General features: G+C 41.2%; 19 protein-coding genes. 5 read left to right on the forward strand and 14 right to left on the reverse strand.

Annotated features, from left to right (window positions below; genetic code table 11):
• Together V7K21_RS00985 and V7K21_RS00990 are read right to left on the reverse strand one after the other, a co-directional pair.
• Positions 1 to 588 carry a Uma2 family endonuclease gene (locus V7K21_RS00985; protein ID WP_335170970.1) on the reverse strand — a complete coding sequence of 196 codons (588 nt, stop codon included), beginning with the start codon at positions 586 to 588 and terminating at the stop codon, positions 1 to 3.
• Between the two features lie 28 nt (positions 589 to 616).
• Complete coding sequence (locus V7K21_RS00990; RefSeq protein WP_335170971.1) at positions 617 to 796, reverse strand: hypothetical protein; 180 nt, start codon at positions 794 to 796, stop codon at positions 617 to 619.
• 177 nt (positions 797 to 973) lie between these two features.
• On the opposite strand from V7K21_RS00990, the gene V7K21_RS00995 reads away from it, so the two are divergent.
• Complete coding sequence (locus V7K21_RS00995; RefSeq protein WP_335170972.1) at positions 974 to 1,183, forward strand: hypothetical protein; 210 nt, start codon at positions 974 to 976, stop codon at positions 1,181 to 1,183.
• A gap of 228 nt (positions 1,184 to 1,411) precedes the next feature.
• On the opposite strand, the gene V7K21_RS01000 is transcribed toward V7K21_RS00995, so the two are convergent.
• Positions 1,412 to 1,564 carry a hypothetical protein gene (locus V7K21_RS01000; protein WP_335170973.1) on the reverse strand — a complete coding sequence of 51 codons (153 nt, stop codon included), beginning with the start codon at positions 1,562 to 1,564 and terminating at the stop codon, positions 1,412 to 1,414.
• A gap of 177 nt (positions 1,565 to 1,741) precedes the next feature.
• Between V7K21_RS01000 and V7K21_RS01005 the strand changes: the two genes are divergently transcribed.
• A complete protein-coding gene (locus V7K21_RS01005) occupies positions 1,742 to 3,205 on the forward strand; it encodes an efflux RND transporter periplasmic adaptor subunit (protein WP_335170974.1) in 1,464 nt (487 codons plus the stop codon).
• Between the two features lie 89 nt (positions 3,206 to 3,294).
• Positions 3,295 to 4,512 (forward strand): ABC transporter permease, encoded by a 1,218-nt coding sequence (locus V7K21_RS01010; protein ID WP_335170975.1) that lies wholly within the window; start codon positions 3,295 to 3,297, stop codon positions 4,510 to 4,512.
• Between the two features lie 125 nt (positions 4,513 to 4,637).
• Here the strand turns inward: V7K21_RS01010 and V7K21_RS01015 are convergent, their stop codons facing one another.
• The 8 genes from V7K21_RS01015 to V7K21_RS01045 form a co-directional block, all read right to left on the reverse strand.
• Positions 4,638 to 5,108, reverse strand: a complete 471-nt coding sequence (locus V7K21_RS01015; protein WP_335170976.1) for a response regulator — start codon at positions 5,106 to 5,108, stop codon at positions 4,638 to 4,640.
• Positions 5,109 to 5,361: 253 nt separating this feature from the next.
• A complete protein-coding gene (locus tag V7K21_RS01020; protein ID WP_335170977.1) occupies positions 5,362 to 7,674 on the reverse strand; it encodes an NACHT domain-containing protein in 2,313 nt (770 codons plus the stop codon).
• Between the two features lie 337 nt (positions 7,675 to 8,011).
• Positions 8,012 to 8,308: a fasciclin domain-containing protein gene (locus V7K21_RS30530; protein ID WP_442948837.1), complete on the reverse strand. Its 297-nt coding sequence runs from the start codon at positions 8,306 to 8,308 to the stop codon at positions 8,012 to 8,014.
• Between the two features lie 139 nt (positions 8,309 to 8,447).
• Positions 8,448 to 9,050 (reverse strand): hypothetical protein, encoded by a 603-nt coding sequence (locus V7K21_RS01025; protein ID WP_335170978.1) that lies wholly within the window; start codon positions 9,048 to 9,050, stop codon positions 8,448 to 8,450.
• A gap of 44 nt (positions 9,051 to 9,094) precedes the next feature.
• Complete coding sequence (locus tag V7K21_RS01030; protein WP_335170979.1) at positions 9,095 to 10,117, reverse strand: glucokinase; 1,023 nt, start codon at positions 10,115 to 10,117, stop codon at positions 9,095 to 9,097.
• 84 nt (positions 10,118 to 10,201) lie between these two features.
• Positions 10,202 to 10,849, reverse strand: a complete 648-nt coding sequence (locus tag V7K21_RS01035) for a histidine phosphatase family protein (RefSeq protein WP_335170980.1) — start codon at positions 10,847 to 10,849, stop codon at positions 10,202 to 10,204.
• 154 nt (positions 10,850 to 11,003) lie between these two features.
• Complete coding sequence (locus V7K21_RS01040) at positions 11,004 to 12,050, reverse strand: endonuclease NucS domain-containing protein (protein ID WP_335170981.1); 1,047 nt, start codon at positions 12,048 to 12,050, stop codon at positions 11,004 to 11,006.
• A gap of 178 nt (positions 12,051 to 12,228) precedes the next feature.
• Positions 12,229 to 12,960, reverse strand: coding sequence for an ABC transporter ATP-binding protein (locus V7K21_RS01045; protein WP_335170982.1), 732 nt, complete (start codon positions 12,958 to 12,960; stop codon positions 12,229 to 12,231).
• A 571-nt stretch (positions 12,961 to 13,531) separates the two neighbouring features.
• Here V7K21_RS01045 and V7K21_RS01050 point away from each other — a divergent pair.
• Positions 13,532 to 14,371, forward strand: a complete 840-nt coding sequence (locus tag V7K21_RS01050) for a DUF4351 domain-containing protein (protein ID WP_335171001.1) — start codon at positions 13,532 to 13,534, stop codon at positions 14,369 to 14,371.
• A gap of 335 nt (positions 14,372 to 14,706) precedes the next feature.
• Positions 14,707 to 14,886, forward strand: a complete 180-nt coding sequence (locus V7K21_RS01055) for a high light inducible protein (protein ID WP_273763134.1) — start codon at positions 14,707 to 14,709, stop codon at positions 14,884 to 14,886.
• 85 nt (positions 14,887 to 14,971) lie between these two features.
• Here V7K21_RS01055 and V7K21_RS01060 read toward each other — a convergent pair whose 3' ends face one another.
• From V7K21_RS01060 to V7K21_RS01070, 3 genes are all read right to left on the reverse strand, one after another.
• Positions 14,972 to 16,039, reverse strand: coding sequence for a hypothetical protein (locus V7K21_RS01060; RefSeq protein WP_335170983.1), 1,068 nt, complete (start codon positions 16,037 to 16,039; stop codon positions 14,972 to 14,974).
• Positions 16,040 to 16,321: 282 nt separating this feature from the next.
• Positions 16,322 to 19,297 (reverse strand): molecular chaperone, encoded by a 2,976-nt coding sequence (locus tag V7K21_RS01065; protein ID WP_335170984.1) that lies wholly within the window; start codon positions 19,295 to 19,297, stop codon positions 16,322 to 16,324.
• Between the two features lie 145 nt (positions 19,298 to 19,442).
• A complete protein-coding gene (locus V7K21_RS01070; protein ID WP_335170985.1) occupies positions 19,443 to 21,995 on the reverse strand; it encodes a proteasome protein in 2,553 nt (850 codons plus the stop codon).
• Positions 21,996 to 22,265: the final 270 nt, after the last annotated feature.

A 22,265-nucleotide genomic window follows, 5' to 3' on the forward strand; every position in this document is an offset into this window, starting at 1 on the left:
CTACATAATCTGCTGTAAATGCAATACAAATCCAGGTAGCATATTTTCTCCTGATAAATTAGTAGGATTGTCTAATATCTCTACATCTTTACCTGGACGATAAATTTCTACTTGCTTGTTTTTCCGGTCAATTAACCAGCCTAATTGAGCGCCATTTTCGATATACTCCTGCATTTTATCCTGCAATTCTTTCAAGGAATCAGTACGAGAACGCAACTCTACTACAAAATCAGGACAAATCGGGGCAAATTTTTCTTGCTGTTCTGAGGTTAAAGCATTCCATCGCTCAATTTTCACCCAAGAAGCATCGGGAGAACGTTCAGCACCATTGGGTAGGGTGAAGCCGGTTGAAGAATCAAAAACTTCGCCTAAACTACTCTCTGAATTCCAAATATCTAATTCAGTAGTAATTTTAACATTACGTCTGCCAGTATCACTACCTGTAGGTGGCATAATTAATAATTCCCCTGATGCTGTACGCTCAAATCGATAATCGCGGTTTTTCTGACACATCTGGAAAAATTGATCATCAGTTAAGTCGATTTTCAATTTGAGTGTAGAAGGTAAAGTGGTTGTTGTGGCGTCCATAGGCTATTCTGAGCATCTTACTTCTAGTTTAGTGGTGTGTGGGGTGCGATCGCATGATCAGATGATGGCGATCGCCCTTTCCCAAAATCTCAAGTTGTGCTTCTACCCACACTTGCAAGAATCCTTCTTCCAGATAAAAGCGCTCAAAGATAGCTTCTAGACGACTCAGTTCAATATCTCGGGATGTATCTGCAATGGTAACTTTCAACGACGATCGCAGGACGAAGATACCAAAGAAGCCGTTATAAGTTTCTTTTGCTTAAGCGTGGCGAGGTGGCGATGTCTACGACACTTTTATTTTCATGTTTGGAAATAACCAGAAGACAAACTGCAATATGCCTTTTTGCTTGCCCAAAACACCAACATGAGTGCGCGATCTACCCAAATGAGAAAGCAATATGCCTTTTTGTTTGCTAAATCTACCGGAATCAGAAAGCAATCAGACATTTTAAGAAAGCAATATGTCTTTTTGCTTGCTAAATCTACCGAAATCAGAAAGCAATCAGGCATTTTGAGAAAGCAATATGCCTTTTTGCTTGCTAAATCTACCGAAATCAGAAAGCAATCAGGCATTTTGAGAAAGCATTTAGTTTAAATGCTTTCTCATTTGAGTATTTTGCTTATTGAATTCGACTTTATTTATTTTTTCGATGAAGTAACTAGTTATGGTGATCGGTTTGACGACAAGTCTGGAGTTTCGGAGTCTTCCGCTTTGCCTCTACGTCAAGCATTATGCTTCAATACTGCAAGCTAGCATCCTAAGTATTGTGGCTTTTTTGGTGCAATAGTGGCGATCGCCAAAAATGTGGCAATTAAAAGCAAGCTACGGGTTAGCAACGAAGCCAGAGATTAAAAAGATATGGGTAACGACAAAGGCTAAAGCCTGGGTGGAAATTAAGTGCAACCTCACTTCTAGTCCGTCTGCTAGCATTTGACTTGACAATGTGGCTAAAGTCACCCATTTAGGTGAAGACATACAGACATTTAATACCTATTATGAAGTAAGATTAAGCAACTATGAATCTAATTATGCGTCTAGTTGTTAGTTCACTAATTAAAGATTTAATCCAAAAATTTTAACAACTCCGCATTCCTGCACTTGTCCTTTAATTACAGGCTACTCCCATAAAGCAAGATTTATAGGCTTCTAAATATGGCTACGCACATACAAATTCCTGATTTTGGCAAACTTAAGTATCCATTCCGCTGGCTGATGGGGCTGATAGCAGGGAGTGCCTTGGTTGTTGGTATCACAACCTACACCCTGGTAAATCAAGGGACAAAAGAAGACATTGCTCAATTAACTGTGCCAGTGGCAGCGAAAAACGTCACCTTGAGGATTACAGCTAGTGGTAAAATCGTGCCAGTTCAGAGCGTAAATATTAGTCCGAAGAACCCTGGAGTGCTATCGCAATTATATGTACAACAAGGCGATCGCATTCAACAAGGGCAAATTCTCGCCCGCATGGATAGTGCCAGCATTGATGCCCAAAGAAGCCAGTACCGGGCTAACTTAGCCCAAAGTCAAGCACAACTAGCCGAAGCCGTTGCTGGTAGTCGTCCTCAAGAAATCGCTCAAGCAAAGGCGCGGTTAGCACAAGCTCAAGCCCAGCTAGCCGCAGCTCGGTCTGGTAATCGTCCCCAAGAAATTGCTCAATCTCAATCCCAAGTGGATGCGGCTCAAGCAAAAGCGAATTACACCAGTGGACAGGTAAAGCGTTATCAATACTTATACGAGCAGGGAGCAGAGAATAAACAATTACTCGATCAAGCCATCAGTGAAGACAAAAGTGCTAAAGCCAGTCTAGAAGAAGCTAAAAAACGATTCTCGTTAGTCCAAACTGGCACTCGAACTGAGGAAATCGACCAACGCCAAGCAGCTGTTACTGAAGCACGGGCAGCATTGGTACTATTGCAAGATGGCACCCGTCCTGAGGAAGTTGTCCAGCGCCAAGCAGCTGTTGCAGCTGCTGAGGCTCAATTGAAGGGTGTGCAAGTGCAGTTGGAAGATACAATTATTCGCGCTCCTCTTTCGGGAATTGTAACGCAAAAGTATTCCGATCCAGGTGCGTTTGTCACACCCACAACTTCTGCTTCTACTAGTGCGTCCGCAACTTCCAGTTCAATTGTCGCCGTAGCACGCGGTTTAGAAGTATTAGCTCAAGTTCCCGAAGCCGATCTTGGCAGAATTAAACAGGGACAGCAGGTGGAAATTGTCGCTGATGCTTATCCTGATCAAGTTTTTAAAGGTCATGTGCGCCTGATTGCTCCAGAAGCAGTGATAGAACAAGGTGTAACATCCTTCCAGGTGCGCGTTGCTCTCGATACTGGTATAGATAAACTGCGTTCTGGCTTAAATGTCGATCTGACTTTTGTAGGCGATCGCGTTAATAATGCCTTGGTATTACCAACGGTGTCAATCGTCACCGAAAAGGGTAAAACTGGCGTACTTGTACCAGATGCAAAAAAGAAACCCCAGTTCCGCGAAATTACAGTTGGGGCACAAATCCAAGACCAAACTCAGATTTTAGAGGGAGTTAAAGAAGGCGATCGCATTTTTGTCAACCCACCCAAAGATTACAAAATCGAAAAGGCCAAGGAACAAAATAATAAATAATTCCTTTAGCAAGAATATATTGTTTCAACAGGTTAAAGCATAGAAAACCTCTGATTACAAGATTTTTGAAATTTTAATTACAAATTAGTATGAACCCCTTAGAAAGCCTTAAGATGGCGGGTAAAACCCTGCTGTCAAATAAGCTGCGTAGTGCCCTCACCATGCTGGGTATAGTTATTGGCAACGCCTCAGTAATTGCCATGATTGGCATTGGCGAAGGTGGGCAAAAATACGTGAATAAACAGCTGGAGTCATTAGGGCCAAATGTGCTGTTTATCCTGCCAGGTAATCGAGAAACTCAGCGGATCTCCTTTGAAGTGCCAAAAACTCTGGTGTTGCAAGATGCCGAAGCGATCGCCTCTCAAGTACCAACAGTAGTAGGAGTTGCGCCTGAGTTAAACACAAGACAGGTAATTACATACCGCAACAGAAACACTGATGTCAACATTATTGGCACAACTTCCAGTTTTCTATCAGTGCGGGATTTTGAAACTGCTAAAGGTAGGTTTTTTAGCGAGGTAGACATCAAGCGAAGTAACCAAGTCGTTGTGCTAGGTGGAGACTTGGCAGAAAAACTATTCGGTAATAGTAACGCTATCGGTCAGCAATTGCGAGTTGGAAATACCAGCTTTCAAGTGATTGGGACGTTAATAGCTAAAGGTTCCAGCATCGGAGCAGATTATGATAATGCTGCGGTAATACCGATTACAACCTCAGCAAACCGACTTGTGGGAAAGAATTCTCCCTATGGTATTTCTTTAGATTACCTCGTCGCTGCCGCTCGTGATTCAGATAGCGTGGATGCAGCAGAATTTCAAATTACTAATTTGCTGCGCCTCCGACACAAAATTAATGGTGAAGATGACTTTACTCTTCGCTCTCAAAAAGATGCTTTGCAAACTGTCGGTCAAATCACAGGTGCATTGACAATTATGTTAGCAGCGATCGCAAGTATATCGCTGTTTGTCGGCGGCATTGGCATCATGAATATTATGCTTGTCTCCGTGACCGAACGTACTCAAGAAATCGGATTGAGAAAAGCGATCGGTGCAACTGAGCAAGATATTTTGCTACAGTTCATCATTGAGGCTGTAATAGTTTCAGCCGCTGGCGGTCTAGTTGGGACTGCGGTTGGTGTCAGTGGCATTCTATTAGTGGGAGCCTTAACTCCCTTAGAAGCAGCACTTTCTCCAACAGCGATTATTATGGCAGTTGGTGTTTCTGGTGGTATTGGTTTATTCTTTGGCGTTGTTCCTGCACGTCGCGCGGCTAAACTCGACCCGATTGTGGCGTTAAGAAGTGCTTAGTAATGGGGATTAGACATCTCCATAAATTAAGGATGCGTTACCTGAAACCCTTCTATAGACGTTACATGTAACGTTTCTACAAAAGTTTTCCCTCCTATGTCTAATGCGATCGCATTCCCCCATAACTAGCAACTTGGGTTACTAATGTAAACTAGTACATCGGAGCAAAAATTTTCCACCACAACTTCCTGTACTAGATTTTTAATCATGAAAACAAATTTCTCAAGGTCAAATGGTTTAAGTAAATATTCTTCAAACTCTACATCTGGAATTTGATCATGAGTACCTGTGGTAGATGTTGAAGTCACAATGATTGGGATATGGTTGCCATTGTCTGCTTTCATAGCATTCAACCTATTTAGCAATGTATAAATACTTTCACCGAAAAATCTAATTTCAGTTACAATGATGTTGGGCGTGAAGCAACTCAGAATTTTTAAAGCTTCTTTTACTGAACCAGCAGTAATCACATTTGCGCTCATATCTGTAAGTAATAACTCGTACAACTCTCTACTATCGCGATCGTTGTCTACAACGAGTACTTGTACACCTTTGAGTATCCCAGCTGTCAAGCAAAAGCCATTAATTAAATTCATAACAAGAACTGCAATTAGGGATTCAAGTGCAAAGTGGGCTAAAAAATCTTTAGTATTAGGTGTCAGCAGAAGGCTAGGCTCAGAGAAAACTACCAAAAGAAGGATTTTTGCAAGAAATTAACTGAAAAGTTCTCTTCTTCTAATATCACAAGGCGTTGTTTGATTTTCTGATTTATTTGATTGACTACGACACAAAACGTAACAGGAGACAAATGTGGCAACCCAACCCGATTTGAGGAATTAGCTAACTAGATTATTGCCATTCCCTGTCTTCAAGTTCCTTTATCGGCAACAATAAGGTGGCTTCAATTTCCTGTATGATAGCAGGCGTCACTTCACAATTGCTATGCAGGCAATCGAGTAGTAACTGATTGGCATCGTAGTATCGTTGCAGTACTTGCTGTTGTTCAGGGCTGAAATGCCATTGGTGGTTAATGTTGCGATAATTAATGATCGTTATGCTTAACTGTTTAGCCCAGGCTGAATAATTAGTCTGCCACCATAGCTCAAACCGTTCTTGACTTTGATAATAATTTGGAATTTGGTCAGAGAGTTGTTGCAGGGATTTATAGAGTCCAACATCCAGAACAATGCCCAGAATGACCGAGAGAGCATCTCCACAGGCGTAGATGTGGGCAAAGTCCTGGCTCCCATAAACTGCACACTCCACTAGTAGGTTATCTAAAGCCGCATCCAGAAACATCCCCTGGTCGAGGCTGGCGGCTAGGGCAAAGTGAGGAGCTACGTGAGGAGTGCGACTCAAGGCAAGGTGAAATGCTCTCACTGTTGCATCTTTTGGTTGAGTGGGAATAGTGCGGGATTTTTGGCTAGCCCACGTCAAAAACTCTTGTAAATAAGGGTCTTGGGCAACCAGTGCATCAATCTGTTGCTTCATCAACTGTACTAGAGAGTCTGCACTCCGGAGCATGGTAGCGGTTAACAAGAAGATTTCGCGCCAGTGCGGCTCGGTGATGTGACTGACTAGACCTTCCAGAGCTTGCTCTAATGCCTGTAGGTTATGGCTGGCAACGATTTTCCTCGCTGTGAAGTATTCGTGAAACGCCAGATAGGAGAAGGAAAAAATTCCCCGCGCCCGTTCTGCCAGTAGCCCATGTTGAGCCTCGATCGCTTTCAGTGCCGCTTCACTTTTTATTTGCAGTTCCTCTGCATCCATTGGCACGTTGGTCAAATTCTGAATATAGTCACTAATGTATTGCTCAACAGTGCGTTGCTCAAAAAAGTACTGACTTTTCTCAAATGTCGCTGCCGCAATATGACTCAATAACTTGAGCTTTTGTGGTAATAAAAACCCTCGGTAAACATCATCCCGTTCAATACCTCTAGCTTCATCCCATTTGCCCAATAGAAGGTCTAAACCTTGCTTATAAAAGTCAGTCCGCTTAGTCGGAAATTTTTTTTGACCGTGGAACACCCAGCAGGCAAGATGCAGAAATAGGGGTGTGATGACGAGTTGGCGAAATTGCCAGTTTTCAGGTAAGTCCAGCTTCTGAATAAACTCAACAGACTGCGCTTGACCATCTTGAGTGTTCGTCTTGCTAAAGGCCACAAACCATTTTTCAGCGAAGGCTCGGATTTTTTCTGAGGAAAATGGCGCAATCTCAACATCAGTAAAGCCTCGGAGTCTAAGTCTTTGATCTGCTGTTCGACAGGTTGCCACAAACTGATTTTTGTGATATTTATCTGAAAACCTACGAATTTCGCTTAAGACAGGATTGCTCTGTTGGTTAAGAACTTCATCTATGCCATCAAGCAACAGTAACACTCTGCCTGCATTAAGCAAGGTTTCGATGACTGACTGATCTGAAATTCCAGATGTGAGAAACTCCTGGTGGATGTATTTTAATAGGCTGAACTCGTTGGTGACTTTAGACTCTTGGGCAAAATTTATCAGTGTGATGAAGATTGGAACTTGGTTCACCACAAATGCGCCTTGGTTACACTGAATGGCGAGATGTTGCAAAAAGGTGGTTTTACCTACCCCAGGTTTGCCTAACACCCTGAGCTTGGGGTAGGTTTCCACTGCCCGTATGCCAGGTATTTGTTTTAGGTCAACCTTACCTAAGCCAAAGCGGTCAAATTCTTCTGGACTCAGGTTTTGTAGTTCTGAGATATCTAGCCACTGAAGGCTTTCAATTTCCTCCAAAATATTCACATCAATATATATGTCATCGATCGCAACGGGATGGCTGATATCCAATAACTGCAAAATACCACACTGGTCTTGAATTTTATCGAAGCGTTGCGATCGCACTTGTTGCACTAATGTATCAATATCCACGACAGAGGGCTGAGTGTATTCTTCTAGTTCCAACAATTCTGCCGACGGATTAATAGCAATCTCCCGCCAATTCAGTTCCAATACCAAAGAAATTTCAATAAAAGTATGACGTTCAACCGGACGACCACTAAAAAACCGCCAAATTGGTTGTCTAGTCTTAAGGTTGACTTCCGCTGCTAGATTGTCTTGTGTCCACCCCTTGCGGGCAAATGCTCTTTTAGCCTCTTCAATGCCGATGAGTGATGCTTGGAGCGAGCGTTTGACCATAGCACAAAACCTTGCTCGTCAAATTATCAACTTTAACTTTTACTAATATCTGGAATTTTAAGGATTTTGCTGTGAGCGTACCATTTTTACCCTTTAACATTATACAAAATACCAGCTTTACTCTAATTTGCTCCGCTTAACATGACAATTGAAATTTATACAAAAGGTCTACTATAAATAGTTTCTAATCCACACACCTTATTATACCAATTCTCTATAAGCTTGCACTAAATAATTACCTCTATCTTCCTTGGCGTTCTTGGCGTTCTTGGCGGTTCGTTTTTCAATATTAAATGCATCTTCATGGAGAATTGGTATTAGCTATCTATACGTTTGTTTACTCAGGAATCAATAATGATGTAGATGACACCGTTATCATCAGTAGCATCGGGTTTTGAGGCTGTGGGTCATAATCAACATTGAGATTATAGAAAGGGTCAATTTTTAAACTTGAACCTTCAATCGACTTTATGGGCATCACCTTGCTGGAAACAATGTGATACCTCAGGAGTTGCTGGAGCTGATCAATATTCTTAAGCAATGTCTCTACAGTACCTGCTAGAAGCTTTGCAAAAGCTTCATTTGTGGATGCAGAGGCGATAAACGAGTCAACACCTTTGAAACTGAACTGTATTGACGCTTATCTTGCAGCTTTTTAAATTCGATCAACCTCTCCCAAACTTGAACTAAAGTTTAAGTCTATCCCTCTTTGACAGGCGAGAGGGACAGTTTTCCGTAGTAAAACCTCTTAAAGGTCTTTTGATTAAGTTATTTCACTTTTTCAAAACTACATGGAAGGAATTTAAATATCCCGTAATGGTTTTAGCTAATGTCTTCTGCTGTTTTTTTGTAGTTATTGCCATTACTTGATATAGTCTTCCTTCGGCAACATACATTCTACTTTTAGTGATTTTCCCTCCAGAATTGATGTACTCAATTTCTTTGCCAGGATGATTATTGGAACTACGAATGTTTCGTTGACTAATTAAATTACTTTTCGTAGTCTTTAAAGCCATATCCCGTGCATTATTAAGTAGAGCTTGGGGGTCAGCCATTTGACCGTAACTATAAGGAAAATCATTATAAGTAACTATATATGCTACTTGCTGTTTTGGTGGTTGAGCGACAAATATTTCTAAGTTAATTTCCCCCATGTAAGTTTTTTGGGATTGGGTATTTCTGTTGGGGCTTCCCGGCATCAGAATAGAAAAGCGCCCATCTGGAGCGGTGAATAACTTCCATTGTAGCTGTGTGGGTTGAGAAACGGTTGGTTTGACAACACCCGCCAGAGATTTAAGTTGACGTGCTTCCACCAGAATAGACCCACCACAGACAAAAGTGGCGGCGATTAATGGCAACAGACTTTTAACTGTCATATTTTTGCCTTTCGAGATGCTGATATCACTGATGATGCTAGCTGTTATAACCCAGCAGCACGTAAAGCAGCACCAATTAGCCCCACTTGCGGGTTGAGAATAATATACACAGGTATCTCTTCAAGGAGACGGCGCATCCTGCCTTTTTGGGTGAAATTTAATAAGAAACTGCCGTCTTGCATTAAGGGCAGGATTTTGGGCGCAATTCCACCAGCGACGTATAAGCCACCGTAAGGTAAGAGTTTAAGGGCAAGATTTCCGGCTTCTGCACCATAAGCCTCTATAAATAATTGCAAAGTTTGCTCACAGAGGCGATCGCGTTTTTCTAGTGCAGCTGTACCAATGACAGCACCAGCATCGATTTTCTCTTCCTGTCCAGCTTGTTGTTCCCAAGTTCTGACGATTTGGGCGATGTCTGGTGATTCGTGGGCAATTTTGCGATCGCGCAAAAATTGGTAAATTGAGACAATTCCCATTCCCGAAACTACGCGTTCTACAGAAATGCGCTGGATATCATGTTTATTCAGCAGGTATTTCAACAATTGAAACTCCATCTCGTTTCGGGGAGCAAAATCAGTGTGTCCACCTTCTGAGGAAAAGACTTGATAGTAGCTTCCCTGCTTAATTAAAAATCCTTGCCCTAAGCCGGTACCAGCACCAATAATGGCAATGGGGGCTTCGGGTTGAGATTTGCCAACTTGCAATGTCAGCAAGTCTTGTTTTTGTAAACCTAAAATGCCATAGCCAACGGCAGCGAAGTCGTTAATCAAAGAAATTTGCGGGATACCCAATTCTTGTTCTAGACGTTCGGTATCCAAAAACCAGGCTAAATTGGTCAACTTGGCAGTATTTTTGACAATGGGGCCTGCGATCGCAAAACAAGCCTTTTGTGGTATAGGTGTGTTAGCTTTGACCAAAAACTTCTGCACTATAGGTACTAAATCGGGAAAATCGCCACTGTGGAAACTTTCCTGATAAATAGGATCTGAACTTGGTGAGTCTGATGTTTCAACCAATCGCAGAATAGTTTTCGTCCCGCCGATGTCTCCTGCTAGTAACAAAGTCATAGAATTTATTCGTGAATTAATTACTTTTTTTGTAGGATATACCCAACCTCGCAGAAGCCATGAACGCAAATCCCGATCAGAGATTTAAGCAAATCGAATAACTTCTTCTATGTGGGTTAAATGGGAAGTATCTCCCTTTAGTTCTAATAACCATTCTGGATCTTCGCGTACCACTTTTACCAGGGAACATAAAGAAGCTTTAACTTCTGTTATGGCAATTTCCCCCACTAGCCCCATTGCTCCCCCTAACACTGATGCACCATGTGCTATTAGCAGGATATTGTCTGGGAGGAATTCAGTAGCTAAACATCTAGCAGTTTGTCCAGAACGTTCTCGCACTTTTTCGCGAGTTTCAGGATAATTGGCGGCGATGCGCGAAGTATAGCCAACGTCTATTCTGGGGAATAACTCTGCTAATGCTGGAGTTGAGAGTCTTTCGGGTTCTTCTGTCATCCAAACTGGATTTAGCCATTCACTCAAGCCTGTTTCCAATTTGATCGGTAAGTTAAGCACTTCTGCAACCGCGTTTGCCGTTTGTACGGTTCGCAGGAAAGGAGAAGCGAAAATATGGGCAATATTTTCTCCTTTAAATCGTTTAGCTAACTGCTGTGCCTGCACCATACCATCATCAGACAAGGGTGGATCGTAGCGTCGTTCGGCGGTGAGAAACCAATCAGGGTTTACGAAGTCGAGGCGGTTAGCGTGTCTTGCTATCCAGACTATTTGACTCATGGGTTTAATTATTCCGGTGAATAGAATTCGCCGCTAAACAAATATAGATATCTGCAAGGAGGGCTATAAATATTAATATATGATAAAATTTGTAATATTTTGTAATGATATCAACTATTTGGAAAACTTATCAGTAGTGTCAGTGTAGCTTTAATTAAAGCCTTTTTAGCCAAGTCTCTAAAGCAATATCAACTAGCTCATTCAAAGTTTTTCGAGATTTAATAGCATTTTGATAATCTTGATGTCGTTTTTTGTCTTCGTTGATGTATTCCGTTTCACTCACTTCTTTGCTACCTATTTTGTACCTTATACCTCCTGAATGACTCCATAATATTTTCATTTTAACTCCCCTTTGACGCTGTTTTTCAGTTTGACTAATTGCTCTTGTACGAATTCCTTTTGGTACATGGCCTTCAATTAAAGTATGATTTTCCCAATCTGTCAAAAATTTCATCCTACCAATCTTTTTACCATCAGAATAGTTTAAAGGCAACCAGAGAAATAATACTGGCTGTCCCTTACTATCGGAACAAATTTCAGCACAAAAACAACTTGTTGCTTTTCCATATTTAATGCTTCCATGCACAGAAATTTCTTGCATACGTCTATCAAATATAAGAATTTTATGCCGGATATTTATTAACTGTTCTTGTTGCTGAGGATTACAAACAATCAAAATTTTATCAAGTACTTTTGGTTGCTGAGGAAGATCCTCAATAGAAATATTGTTTTCTTTTTTATAATGAATTTCTACCTCTGAAATTTTTTGATTATTAATATCTCTTAAATATAGATAAAATCTTTCATCATCTGTCAAAACTTCAAAACGTAAAAACTCAATTGAAAGACAGTTATACTTTCTATCTGTAAAATTATCTCTATGAAATCTGGCTGTAATCGCTATTAAACCAATGGGTTGTCCATAATCAACCTCTTCCTGAAAGGGTTTATTCTCAAGTAAAGCTTCATAATATCGAGTTAGTTGCTGAACAATATATCTGTCTTCACCGTTTTTCAATTCCAGGACTACTAACTGTCTCTTATCATTCAAGGCTAAAATATCGCAAATTTGATCTTTAACATAATATTGTCGCTTTAGCGGAATTAATTTGAAAAGTTCCTTTAAATTCGCCCAGACAAAATCTTCTAAATCAGCTTCAGTCGCAAATTTCCAACTATTACCCGTTTTTATTAAATTCACGAAATCCATTATCTCACTCTGACTTCAGTAAATTACTACCTTTAGTATTCCCAAAGCTAGATATGAATCTTATATTCTGAGCTAGGCTTTGTTTCTGGTAATTTCAAAAAATCTTCTAAAGTTAGGGGTTTAATTGGTGATTTTACCATACACTTGTACCTTACAATTTTTAATTTAATCACCCTAAATAAGCTTTTTTAACTCGTTCATCACTAATTAATTCTGATGCTGCGCCTGTTAAAGTGATAGAACCAGCTTCCAAAACGTAACCGCGATCGGCAATTTGTAGGGCAAGATTAGCGTTTTGTTCAACTAACAGAATAGTCACCCCTGTAGCCCGGAGATTTTCAATAATAGAGAAGATTTCCCGGACGATCGCAGGTGCTAAACCTAAGCTAGGCTCGTCTAAAAGTAAAAGTTGTGGTTTACTCATTACAGCCCGAGCGATCGCTAACATTTGTTGTTCACCACCGCTGAGGGTTCCTGCTAGTTGATCACGTCTTTGTGACAATCGCGGAAATAGCTCAAACTGGTGTTGAATATCTACTTTTATCTCTGTTTTATTAGAGCGAATATAAGCACCCAAAAGTAAGTTATCAAACACTGTTTGCCGTGCTAATACTCTGCGTCCTTCTGGACAGTGAGCAATACCAAGTTGTACAACTTCGTGAGTTTGTCGGCGGGTAATATTATGTCCATTATAGATAATCACACCACTCTTAGGATTAACTATTTTCGATATGGTGCGGAGTGTAGTAGTTTTCCCAGCACCATTAGCACCAATTAGAGTCACCACCTCACCCTTATTAATAATAAAATTAATCTTTTTTAGAGCTTGAATACCGCCATAATTAACATCAAGTTCTTGAACTTCTAAAATTGTATAATTAGGTCTAATATCGGTGTTCATTGGCGGTTTATATCCAGAAATGTTGATTCAAAACCTAACATACATTAATCATACATTTCCTAAAACAGGGCGACGCCGATAGCGAACGCAAGAGCGTCTCCAAAAGTTGCGTAAAGCCTGCGGCATAGCAACTCTTAGAGAGGCTGCGCTAACGCTTAGAGCGAGTCTTGTCTGCGACATGCTCTTGCGTTCGAGCATCATAGCCTGTTGTAGTCGGGAGCATCTCACCTTTGCAAATATACCTGGCGATTAGAAATCGCAGCTACACAAACTTTCGTCCGCTTACGCAAACTTAAGGAATTTGAAACCCATACAGGTAGGTAAAGTTTCATATAGCCAAGCCAGTGCGCCCTTGCGGTTCTCCGACCTGTACCCTTACAGAGAAGCAAGCTAGCAACGTCTTCCTTAGGAGAAGCAACTGGCTGGCGAATTCCATTCGCCAGGACAGGCGTGTTTTTCGACTCATTGAAATGCTCCCGTTACAGTCATTGCTTCAACTTAAAAAATAATGCCAGAATACTGCAATCATTGTGATATACCATTAATTATTGATAAGCATATCAAGCGTCCTGTGACAAAAGCAGCAGATATTGGTAGCAAGCGACTAATTAATTTAGCTCCTGATGCATGGGTACAGTGGGTGACACAGCGTCCTGAAGTTGTGGCAAAAGAAATTCTCGGTTCTGAATTTCAGTGGATTAACCGCGAAACAGATGTGTTGGTGAAGGCATACAGCACTACCCACGGGGATTTTTTAGTACTTAACGAACTACAATTACGTTACACAGCCCATATGCCTCTACGCATGAGAGCCTATGCGGCCTTAGCACAAGAGCGCTACCGACTACCAACTTACCCAGTACTGATCAACATTTTGCCGCCTCCATCCACCTTAACTATTGTCAATAGCTACGAGCAGGAATTTTTGGGATTACGTGCCATCCAAGATTATCACGTGATTAATTTGTGGGAAATCGATGTTGAGATAGTATTTCAGCAACCACTACCATCGTTGTTACCCTTCGTGCCAATTCTGCGAGGAGGAGGAGAGATATCAGTTGTGCAACGCGCACTACAGGTGCTACGAGCAGATGCACAGTTGAACCAGTTAGAATCCCTGCTGGCATTTTTTGCTAGCTTTGTGTTAGACACGCCTTTAGTGGAACAAATCATGAGGTGGGATATGGTAGAATTGCGAGAATCGCCTTGGTATCATGAAATTGAGCAAAGAGGTATTCGAGAGGGTGCGCGACGGCAGCTAATCCGGGTATTGCAACAACGCTTTGGCGAAATTCCCCATGAGGCGGAAGTAAGGCTTGAGGGCCAGAGCGCGGAAAAATTAGAAAATTTAATGGATAGTGCCATCGCTGTGAGTTCTTTAGAAGAATTTCTCACAATCATATCTGCCTAAATTATTCAAATTTTCAAGGGAATTGGACGTGCGATATTTCCGGTAAGCTGCGCTAACACTCAATCCAAAGACTGATTACCCTTTAGCGGGACTTAAAACTGTACTGAAACTGTTCCCAAAACTATAATAAGCATCTGCCGTCAACTGAAGCTGGGCAAACCAACCGGACTTCACGTTTGCGCGATCGCAAACCTGCTCTAATAAAATTACGTAGCCGTAATATACACTTGCTAACTGAATTTTTATTGAGTTTATGTTGCAATTACATAAAATTATGTTACATTACTTTACATGCAGTTATAACTGTTACAACATAAAAGCTCAGAGTGTTATTTATGGCAAACGTTAAGAAGACTACGCCTTCGGTTTCAGAAGATCCTAATGCTTTGCGCTGGGGCTTCACTCCTCAAAGCGAAAACTGGAACGGTCGTTTTGCAATGATTGGTTTTCTATCTGCCGTTTTACTTGAAGTGTTTTCTGGTCAAGGGATTTTACACTTCTGGGGCATTCTATAGATTTAAACGTTTTTGCCTTCATTAAATAATCAGGCAAGGCAGCGATTTGTAAAATCGTCTGCCTTTGCTTTATGAGAGAATTCTGTTACCGTGATGAGCGAAATATTACACGACCTGGGGATTCTTCCTGATTAATTCGCGCATATACTCGAAGACAAGTTAATACTTCGCCAGGAACACCGCCACAGTCTAGTTGTAAGTCATCCTTGGATGAAGCACAGACATCCGCATAAAGTCCCGATAATTGGCGAATCCGCACTTCATAACCTGCTTTAATTGTTTCATCAGCGACTTTCTTTAGGATGCGTCGTGATTCATGTTGTAGCTTTCCCCACCAAGAATAGCGTTCAGCTGGAGGTACAAATACTAGGGAATGTATGGCCTCGTCCACGTCAATCCAAGTACGGAGAATTGACAGGGGATCAGTGTTTTCCTCTGCTTTTTGGGTGCGTTGAAAGCGATCGCTTAAAGCATCAATATATTGATGGCGCTGTTCTGATTTAGAATGTAAGGAAATGACATCGAAGCTAAAAACGCTCTTTAAAGCATGATGTAAATCGGGGTCGATTTCGATAAAATTTATATATAAAAATAGGAATGCCGCTGGTAAATCAGATATATTACCTGGGGAAATTTTAGAGTTTAAAAGTATTTGTTGAGATAAGCCCAATCCCTGAGTCTGAACAGTACCACTAAGTCCAGGGTAGATAATTTCATCACGGATAAAGGGAAGTTGATAGAGATTAGAATTATCTGCGATCGCACCAACTTTTTGAGCTAAATCCAAGGTGCGCGATCGCCAAGTTGCAGCCAAATCCTCTGGGACTCGCAGCAGCTTGCGTTGAATTTCATTCCACAAATCAGAGTCCGTTGTACTTTGCAGTTGGGAATTACCCAGATAATAACTAAGTTCTGAGTCAGAATCGAAAGCTTCGCGGAGGTGACTTAGTTTTAAATCATCTGATTTTGGGGGTGTAGGTTGCAAGAGGTGATGAAGTTCTTGCAGCACTTCATCGCATATTTTTGATCCTGGATCTAGCGGAAATTCTGTGCGGGCCTGATTTAAACTAGCCTCTAGTCCATACAAACTAAACCGCAGTAACTGGGCTAATTCTGAGTTTTGGATCTCTAATAATTGACGCAAGTGCTGCATGAATATCACCTCCAAATATTTTTGTAGCGAATTAAATTTGGCAAAACTCTGCGTTCCTTTGCGTTTAAAAACATTAATTTTTAAACGCAAAGGAGCATAGAGGTTTAATGCATTTGCATGAGACTATCATTACTCCAGTTAAGGGATTTACCAGAAATAAATTATTCAAACAAACGAACGTAGACGCGTAGCGGGTTGCCACAGGCTACCACTCCAGACGCAGAGAATACACAGAGAGGATTTTTGCATCAGTTCTGGGATATTTGTATTATTTTGAAGTCCCTAATGTATACCGCAAAATGGATCGCGTTCTTTATCAACTTCATTGGGCTGCAATTCTAATTCAGCAAGATAAACACATCCTTCTTCCTTTAGACATTCCTGACTTTTTGATGTCCAGTAAGGCACTTCACCGGCGTGCATCCGCAGAATGCCTTGCTCATCGAGAGTTACACGATATTGGCAAGGATAATCTGTTGTCACATCTGGTTTGCTGAGTGCGCCAATTCGTATCCATTTTTTGCTGTTGGTTTGGGCGTCTGTTTGATAAACATAGAAAGTGTGCTGGCCAGTTTGTGGGAAGGGAGGTAAGGGATTACTAATTAACCCAATTCCTGGTTGCGTCACACCATCGCGCAGATAGTGAAATTTTTGGAACAATTTACTACCATCATTTCCTACTTCAAATACAAGATGATAGGCATCTGGTTGATCAACAGTTGCTGACTCAATAACATTGACGGCAATATCACCATCATTTAAATCTTTACTGAAGCGTTGGACAGCAATATTCCAGTTCAATTTTCCATCAGCAAATAGCGGCGAAGTTTCTGAAACTACCGATTCCAAATTAATGCCAGGAATATCAATTAAATAATGGGGATTTCCCTGACAAAGCAATACTCTAAATTCAAGGGTTTGGTCAATTTCAAACTGGATTTTAATTTTTTTCAGAAACTCTGCTTCTTGTATTCCCAGTTTATTCATGAGGTTTTTGCCGTCGAAGCTACCCCATAGTCGTAAATCTCCATCCTCGTAGTCTTGACGGTAGATAATGTTAGTTAATTGGATTCCTTGCCATGCAGTACGAACCTTGGCAACAGTTTCCCAAGGTGCAAGTTGATAGAGTTCTTGTCCAGCCTTGAATATCGTAAGCAAATCGTTACTTTGGGTTTTGCGTTTGAAGTTGCAGGGCAAATAATAAAACAAGTTTTTGACATCGATTTCTAATTGGTTGGCTCCCTTACACAGCAAGCTTTTAGACTCTTCTGGATCGAACCTTAATCTTCGCAGTTTCTCAGCATAGCAAGCACCAGCGGAGGTGGCTAATTTGGTAAATTCCAGCACAAAAGTAATTCGCTCTGGATTCCACACAAAATATGGAGACTTACTAAATTCTTGGTAGATTTGGCGCTGCACTATGTCTAAATTACAAGTTTTTCCAGACAGAATTAACCAATCAACTTTTTGGGAATTCCAAGAATCTTTAGTGATATCATCGGGACGCAAGCGACTTTCCATTAATCCTTTGGCAATGCCGATCGCTTCTTTAATTCCGGAAGTGGCGGCTCGTTCAAATTGTTGGTTATCTAGGGTGATACAGATGTTATTTGGATCATTGACTTGCAATTTAACGGCGCTTTGGGTAAGCAGTTCAGAAATTTGTTGTTCAGAAAGTGTGAAGGTCAATAGAGAATTATCTGTTAGTGGTTTTTGCCCAAGTTTAAGTTTAGCTGCTTCTGCATGATCCCAGAGAATATAAAAGGATTGTAGACGTTGGGGTGCTTGTTGCCAACGGGTGGGTAGTACTTTCTCGGCAGTATCTAGGGCATCTTTGTAAGCAAGATCACCTTCTGGATTCTCTTTATCTAGACATTTTAAAATACTGCCAGTTTTAAATTTCCCTTGTTCTAAGAAGCGCTCATTTAACTCAGAGTTAATTAAATCTTCTAGCTTTTCGCTTTCTAGATAACCTATTGTTACGGCTGTCAATAAAAAGTCTGCGATCGCAACTTTTAATAATCTAAAAATTCGCAGTGTAATTAATTCCCCACCTAACTGTAAATGACCGGATGAACCTAATAGTTTGGGGGTGAGTTTATAGTAACGTCCTCCTAAACCTCGGTCTTCATAATTGGCAAAAGTAGGAGTTTTATCTTCTAAAGTCAGTTCAATTAAAGCTAAGTCTGTAGTTCCCCCGCCGATATCCAAGACGAGAACATTTTGTGACCATTTGTTTCCTACTTGATGACAACGAGTTTTAAATGATTCAATCCCAATGTTGAGATTACCGCCAAATTCTCGCCACAAAAAGAATATTGCTACAGAAACAGCTTCATCATAAGCAGTTTGGACATCATCGATCCCCAACTGCTCAACTAATTCCTTAACTTCCTTGCGAACAACTGGTGGGGCGACAGTGGGGTAAGTAACAACTGCTGTCAAAAAAGTCCCTTCTGAAAATCTGCGTTGTGCGCGTTGGCGGTAATCTTCAGTTAACTCGATTAAATGCGCCCAAGCGGATTGGATCAGTTGGTTAGCGGTAATTATTTCTTCTTCACCATCCAAAATAACTGAAAATGATCGCTCCTGACCAAAATAGCGTTTGGGTGAATGGTGAAACCTGCTAATAATTTCCTTTAAAGAACTGCTTGTACCTTGGGCGATCGCTTTTTTGCGGTTATCTCTAGCTTCCCTACCCATCTGCAATTTTAAGTCCATTAACTGCGAAATTTCCGACTCGCTAGGAATTTCCGTGTCACGGCGATCAATATCCAGCACAACTGGGATCAGATTTTGCGACTCTAGGGTAGGAACGCGGAACACCTCATGATAGATTTGGTAAAGTTTTTTGCTGACAGCCCGACGGAATCTCTCGCTGTTTCCTAAAGAAAGTTCAATTTGGCGAATTGCTTCCAAAAATCGCTCTTTATTATCAGTTTCAAATACCTCACTCAACTTTCTTGGATCTATCTCCAGATTTTTGCTAATTTCTGTGATAAACTTTGCCCAATCATCATCGCTGACATCTGGTAAAGCCACTGAGGCGGGAGAACTCAGCCATTGTGATAAGCGATCGCGCAGCCGCACTTCTTGTTCTTTTGGTAGAATTTCTGCGATCGGCACTTCAATGGGATCGAAGAGTGTAACTGTAGAGTTCGACGTGCCAAAATCTAAAGCAAACCATCCTGGAAATCTTTTTTGTTGTTTCTCGCTTGGTTGTTGATCAGTATAGTTGTTCAATTGGAAAGGGTTCATTAGAGTATAACTTTCTGTTGTTTGTTTTATAGCTGGCTAAAAAGCTCTAAAGCAATAGTAAACTGCATCAAACTGATAGCATCACGTCTCACAAATACATCCTCAGATCCGTATCCGATCGCAATCAGTTATTTTATGAGTTAGCTCATCTCAAATCATCTAAGTGAGAAACAGCAGCTAGTTCTGAAATAATCTCCAACCAAGTAGGAATTTTTATCTCAGATGGCAATTCCCCGGCTGCCAAATATCTCAGCAAAGTTTCTTTTTTTGAAAGGTTTTGCAGACTAGGAATAATTTGATCCAAAATGCCTTCTAGTTCTGAATTAATTTGCTGATTAACTTCGCTAACATACTGCACAAGATGAAGGCTGGCACTAGCAGTGATTTCATCTCGCAGCCGCAGTACTAAAAGTTGGTGATTGCTCGATCTGGGTAAACCTTGGCTTTTCTCTGGTGCCCAGTCAAAGATTTGACCAACGTTATGTTTGTCGTCTTGACGCGCTAGAGGAAAAATGATTTCGGGTGCAACGGTTTTGTCTTTGCTACTAATTTCGGAGATGATTGCTTCTTTCCATTCATTAGGATCGCATCCTAGTAATAATTTGTAAAAGAGATCAGCATCTTCAAAACCAAATTGTTCTTCGATTTCTTGCTCCATTTTTTGATGGAAAATTGCCTGCAATTGTTCGCGTTCTGGGGCTACATAATTTGACAATTGGTTCAACAAATCTACCACTGCTTGATGAATGCGATCGCGGGCAAAATCTTCTACTTCCTTAACGGTTTTTTCAAATACTGGATAAAAATCATCGCTTTTGGTTGGAAGGGAACTATTTACACGGTTTCCTCGGTCAAATAATTTCCCGGCTGCACCTTTAGATTCTGCCAGAGTGATCGCTCCATTGTTGGCTTTGTTGAAGAGTAAAGTCCACTGGTTCCAATTGAGGATTCTAAAGGTGAGTTCGTCTTTCACTACATCGCTGACGACAACACCGCGCCGGTCTTTGAGTGGTTCTTTCCCTAAATCTTTTTGAAAATTTCTGTAGATTTTATCCAAGCTTTCGACCACAAAGCGCAACTCGATAAATGCCGGACTGTCTCCTGTAGGAATACCTTGCTCGTGAATTTCATCTATGATGTCCTTCAAGTGATCTTGTTGCTGACTCACTACATTAGCAGCTCTTTGAGTATCTTCATACAGTTGCTTCAAACCATGAGTCGCCACGTGGATTTGAATCAATTCCCGCAGCTTACCAAGACCCCCATCTTGACTAAAGTAACCTAGCTGTCTGCCTAAATAATTGCAGGGATCAGAGTCTAACAGCCGTTCACTTAAGTGCTGCCATTTGTCTTGTAGCCGTTTAGACCTATCTAAGTAATCAGGATAGTCCAAGTTAGCCAAAAAGTCTGTTGATCCTGCTTTGACTGTACTAGAACGTTTTGCTAATTCCGCTAGTCCCAACAGTGGCGATAGCAAAACGATCCGGTCTTTTTGGGTAGTAAACGCTTCTGCACCATCAATGGTAGTTTGCAGAACTTTGAGTTTTTGGAAAACGGTTTCCTCTTGTAAATGGCTATTGGCTGGGCTATCTTCAATCAGTTGGTCAAGTTCTCTTTCGCCACCCTCACTATCTAAAGGCAGTTGATCGAAGCGACCTACACCTACGAGAATTAAATCTTTCAGGTCTTGTCCCGGTCGCTGCTGCTGCATCATGGTAAAGATTTTATTGGCGCGATCGCTACCGGGAGATTTACCATTTAGCAGTACTAAAATTGTCTGTACTTCTGCTAATTCCCGCAGTGACAAAAAGGTATCCCTAGCCCCCGAATTAGCAGCCCCCAATCCCGGAAAGTCGATGAGAATAAATTTGGCTGCGTCTGCAAAATCCCAAATTTCCCGTGAGATTTTTACATCGATATTTACGCGGCGGATGAGTGGGAAACTGTTTTGCAATAACTTTGTTGGTAGCCTTTGAGGTGGACTCGGTAATCGGATATGCGCTGGAGGTAGATCCTCAAAGTTCAGAGTTTGGATTGCCATTGGCTGTTCGACCAGCTGTAGCCCCTCACGGGCAGTGATAGCATCAATCTGGTAGCGGCCACCACACATAACTTCCCCATAGGCTTGATAAGCCCGTAGGAATAACACTAACTCCCGGAGTAAATAACGTAGCTCTAAATTGTTACTACTATTCCATCCTTCTTCACACCAGCTAATAATATCTTTGCCAGAGTTGAGTTTCGATACTGGTATAGGAGGAAGCCCTGCTGCTGTTGTCCGTTTATTGGCTTCCCCTAACATGAAGCGTAGACACTCATGTACTCCTTCATGAGAAAGATACTCTACAGTAAAATTACTTACTTGAGTCGTCGCAAACTCTTCTTGCGGGATGATATGTATGGCAGTAACATTACCTGTAGTGGGGTTTTCACTGACTGGCAAAGCATCTGCATATCCAATCAGACCGCCTAAAAGTAAGGTTTTCCCACTACTGAATTCCCCCATCACCCCAATTTTGACAGGTGAAGTTGCAAGGTCTACAGTTTTCTGGGCAGCTGACCGCAGACGCAGGAGACAGTCATCAAGACTAGCTGGAACCCAATCTTCTTGTTTTGAAGGGTGTTGGGGCACAGAATCTATCTTTCGGACGATGAATTCGCCGTACTCCTTAAAACGGCCTAGTTTGTCTGGTTCCATAGAATAGTTTCCGCCTAACATTAATTTCTGTGAGCTTTATAACATATAAAATGCGATCGCTAGCCATTGTTGCAATGTCTTGATATCACATTTAGCATTTCTCTCATTTAATTTGCGATTTTGGTATTAGGCGTTTTGAACGGTAAAGACAATTTTGAAAAGTCGGGTTTCATTGAGAAAAATAAAAAACAATACATTTGTCAGAATATAGGATTTTGAATACAAAAGTGGGTTTTTATACTATATATTTCCTGGATACTGCTTAGGATA

This window comes from Nostoc sp. (assembly GCF_036919595.1).
GTDB lineage: Bacteria > Cyanobacteriota > Cyanobacteriia > Cyanobacteriales > Nostocaceae > Nostoc.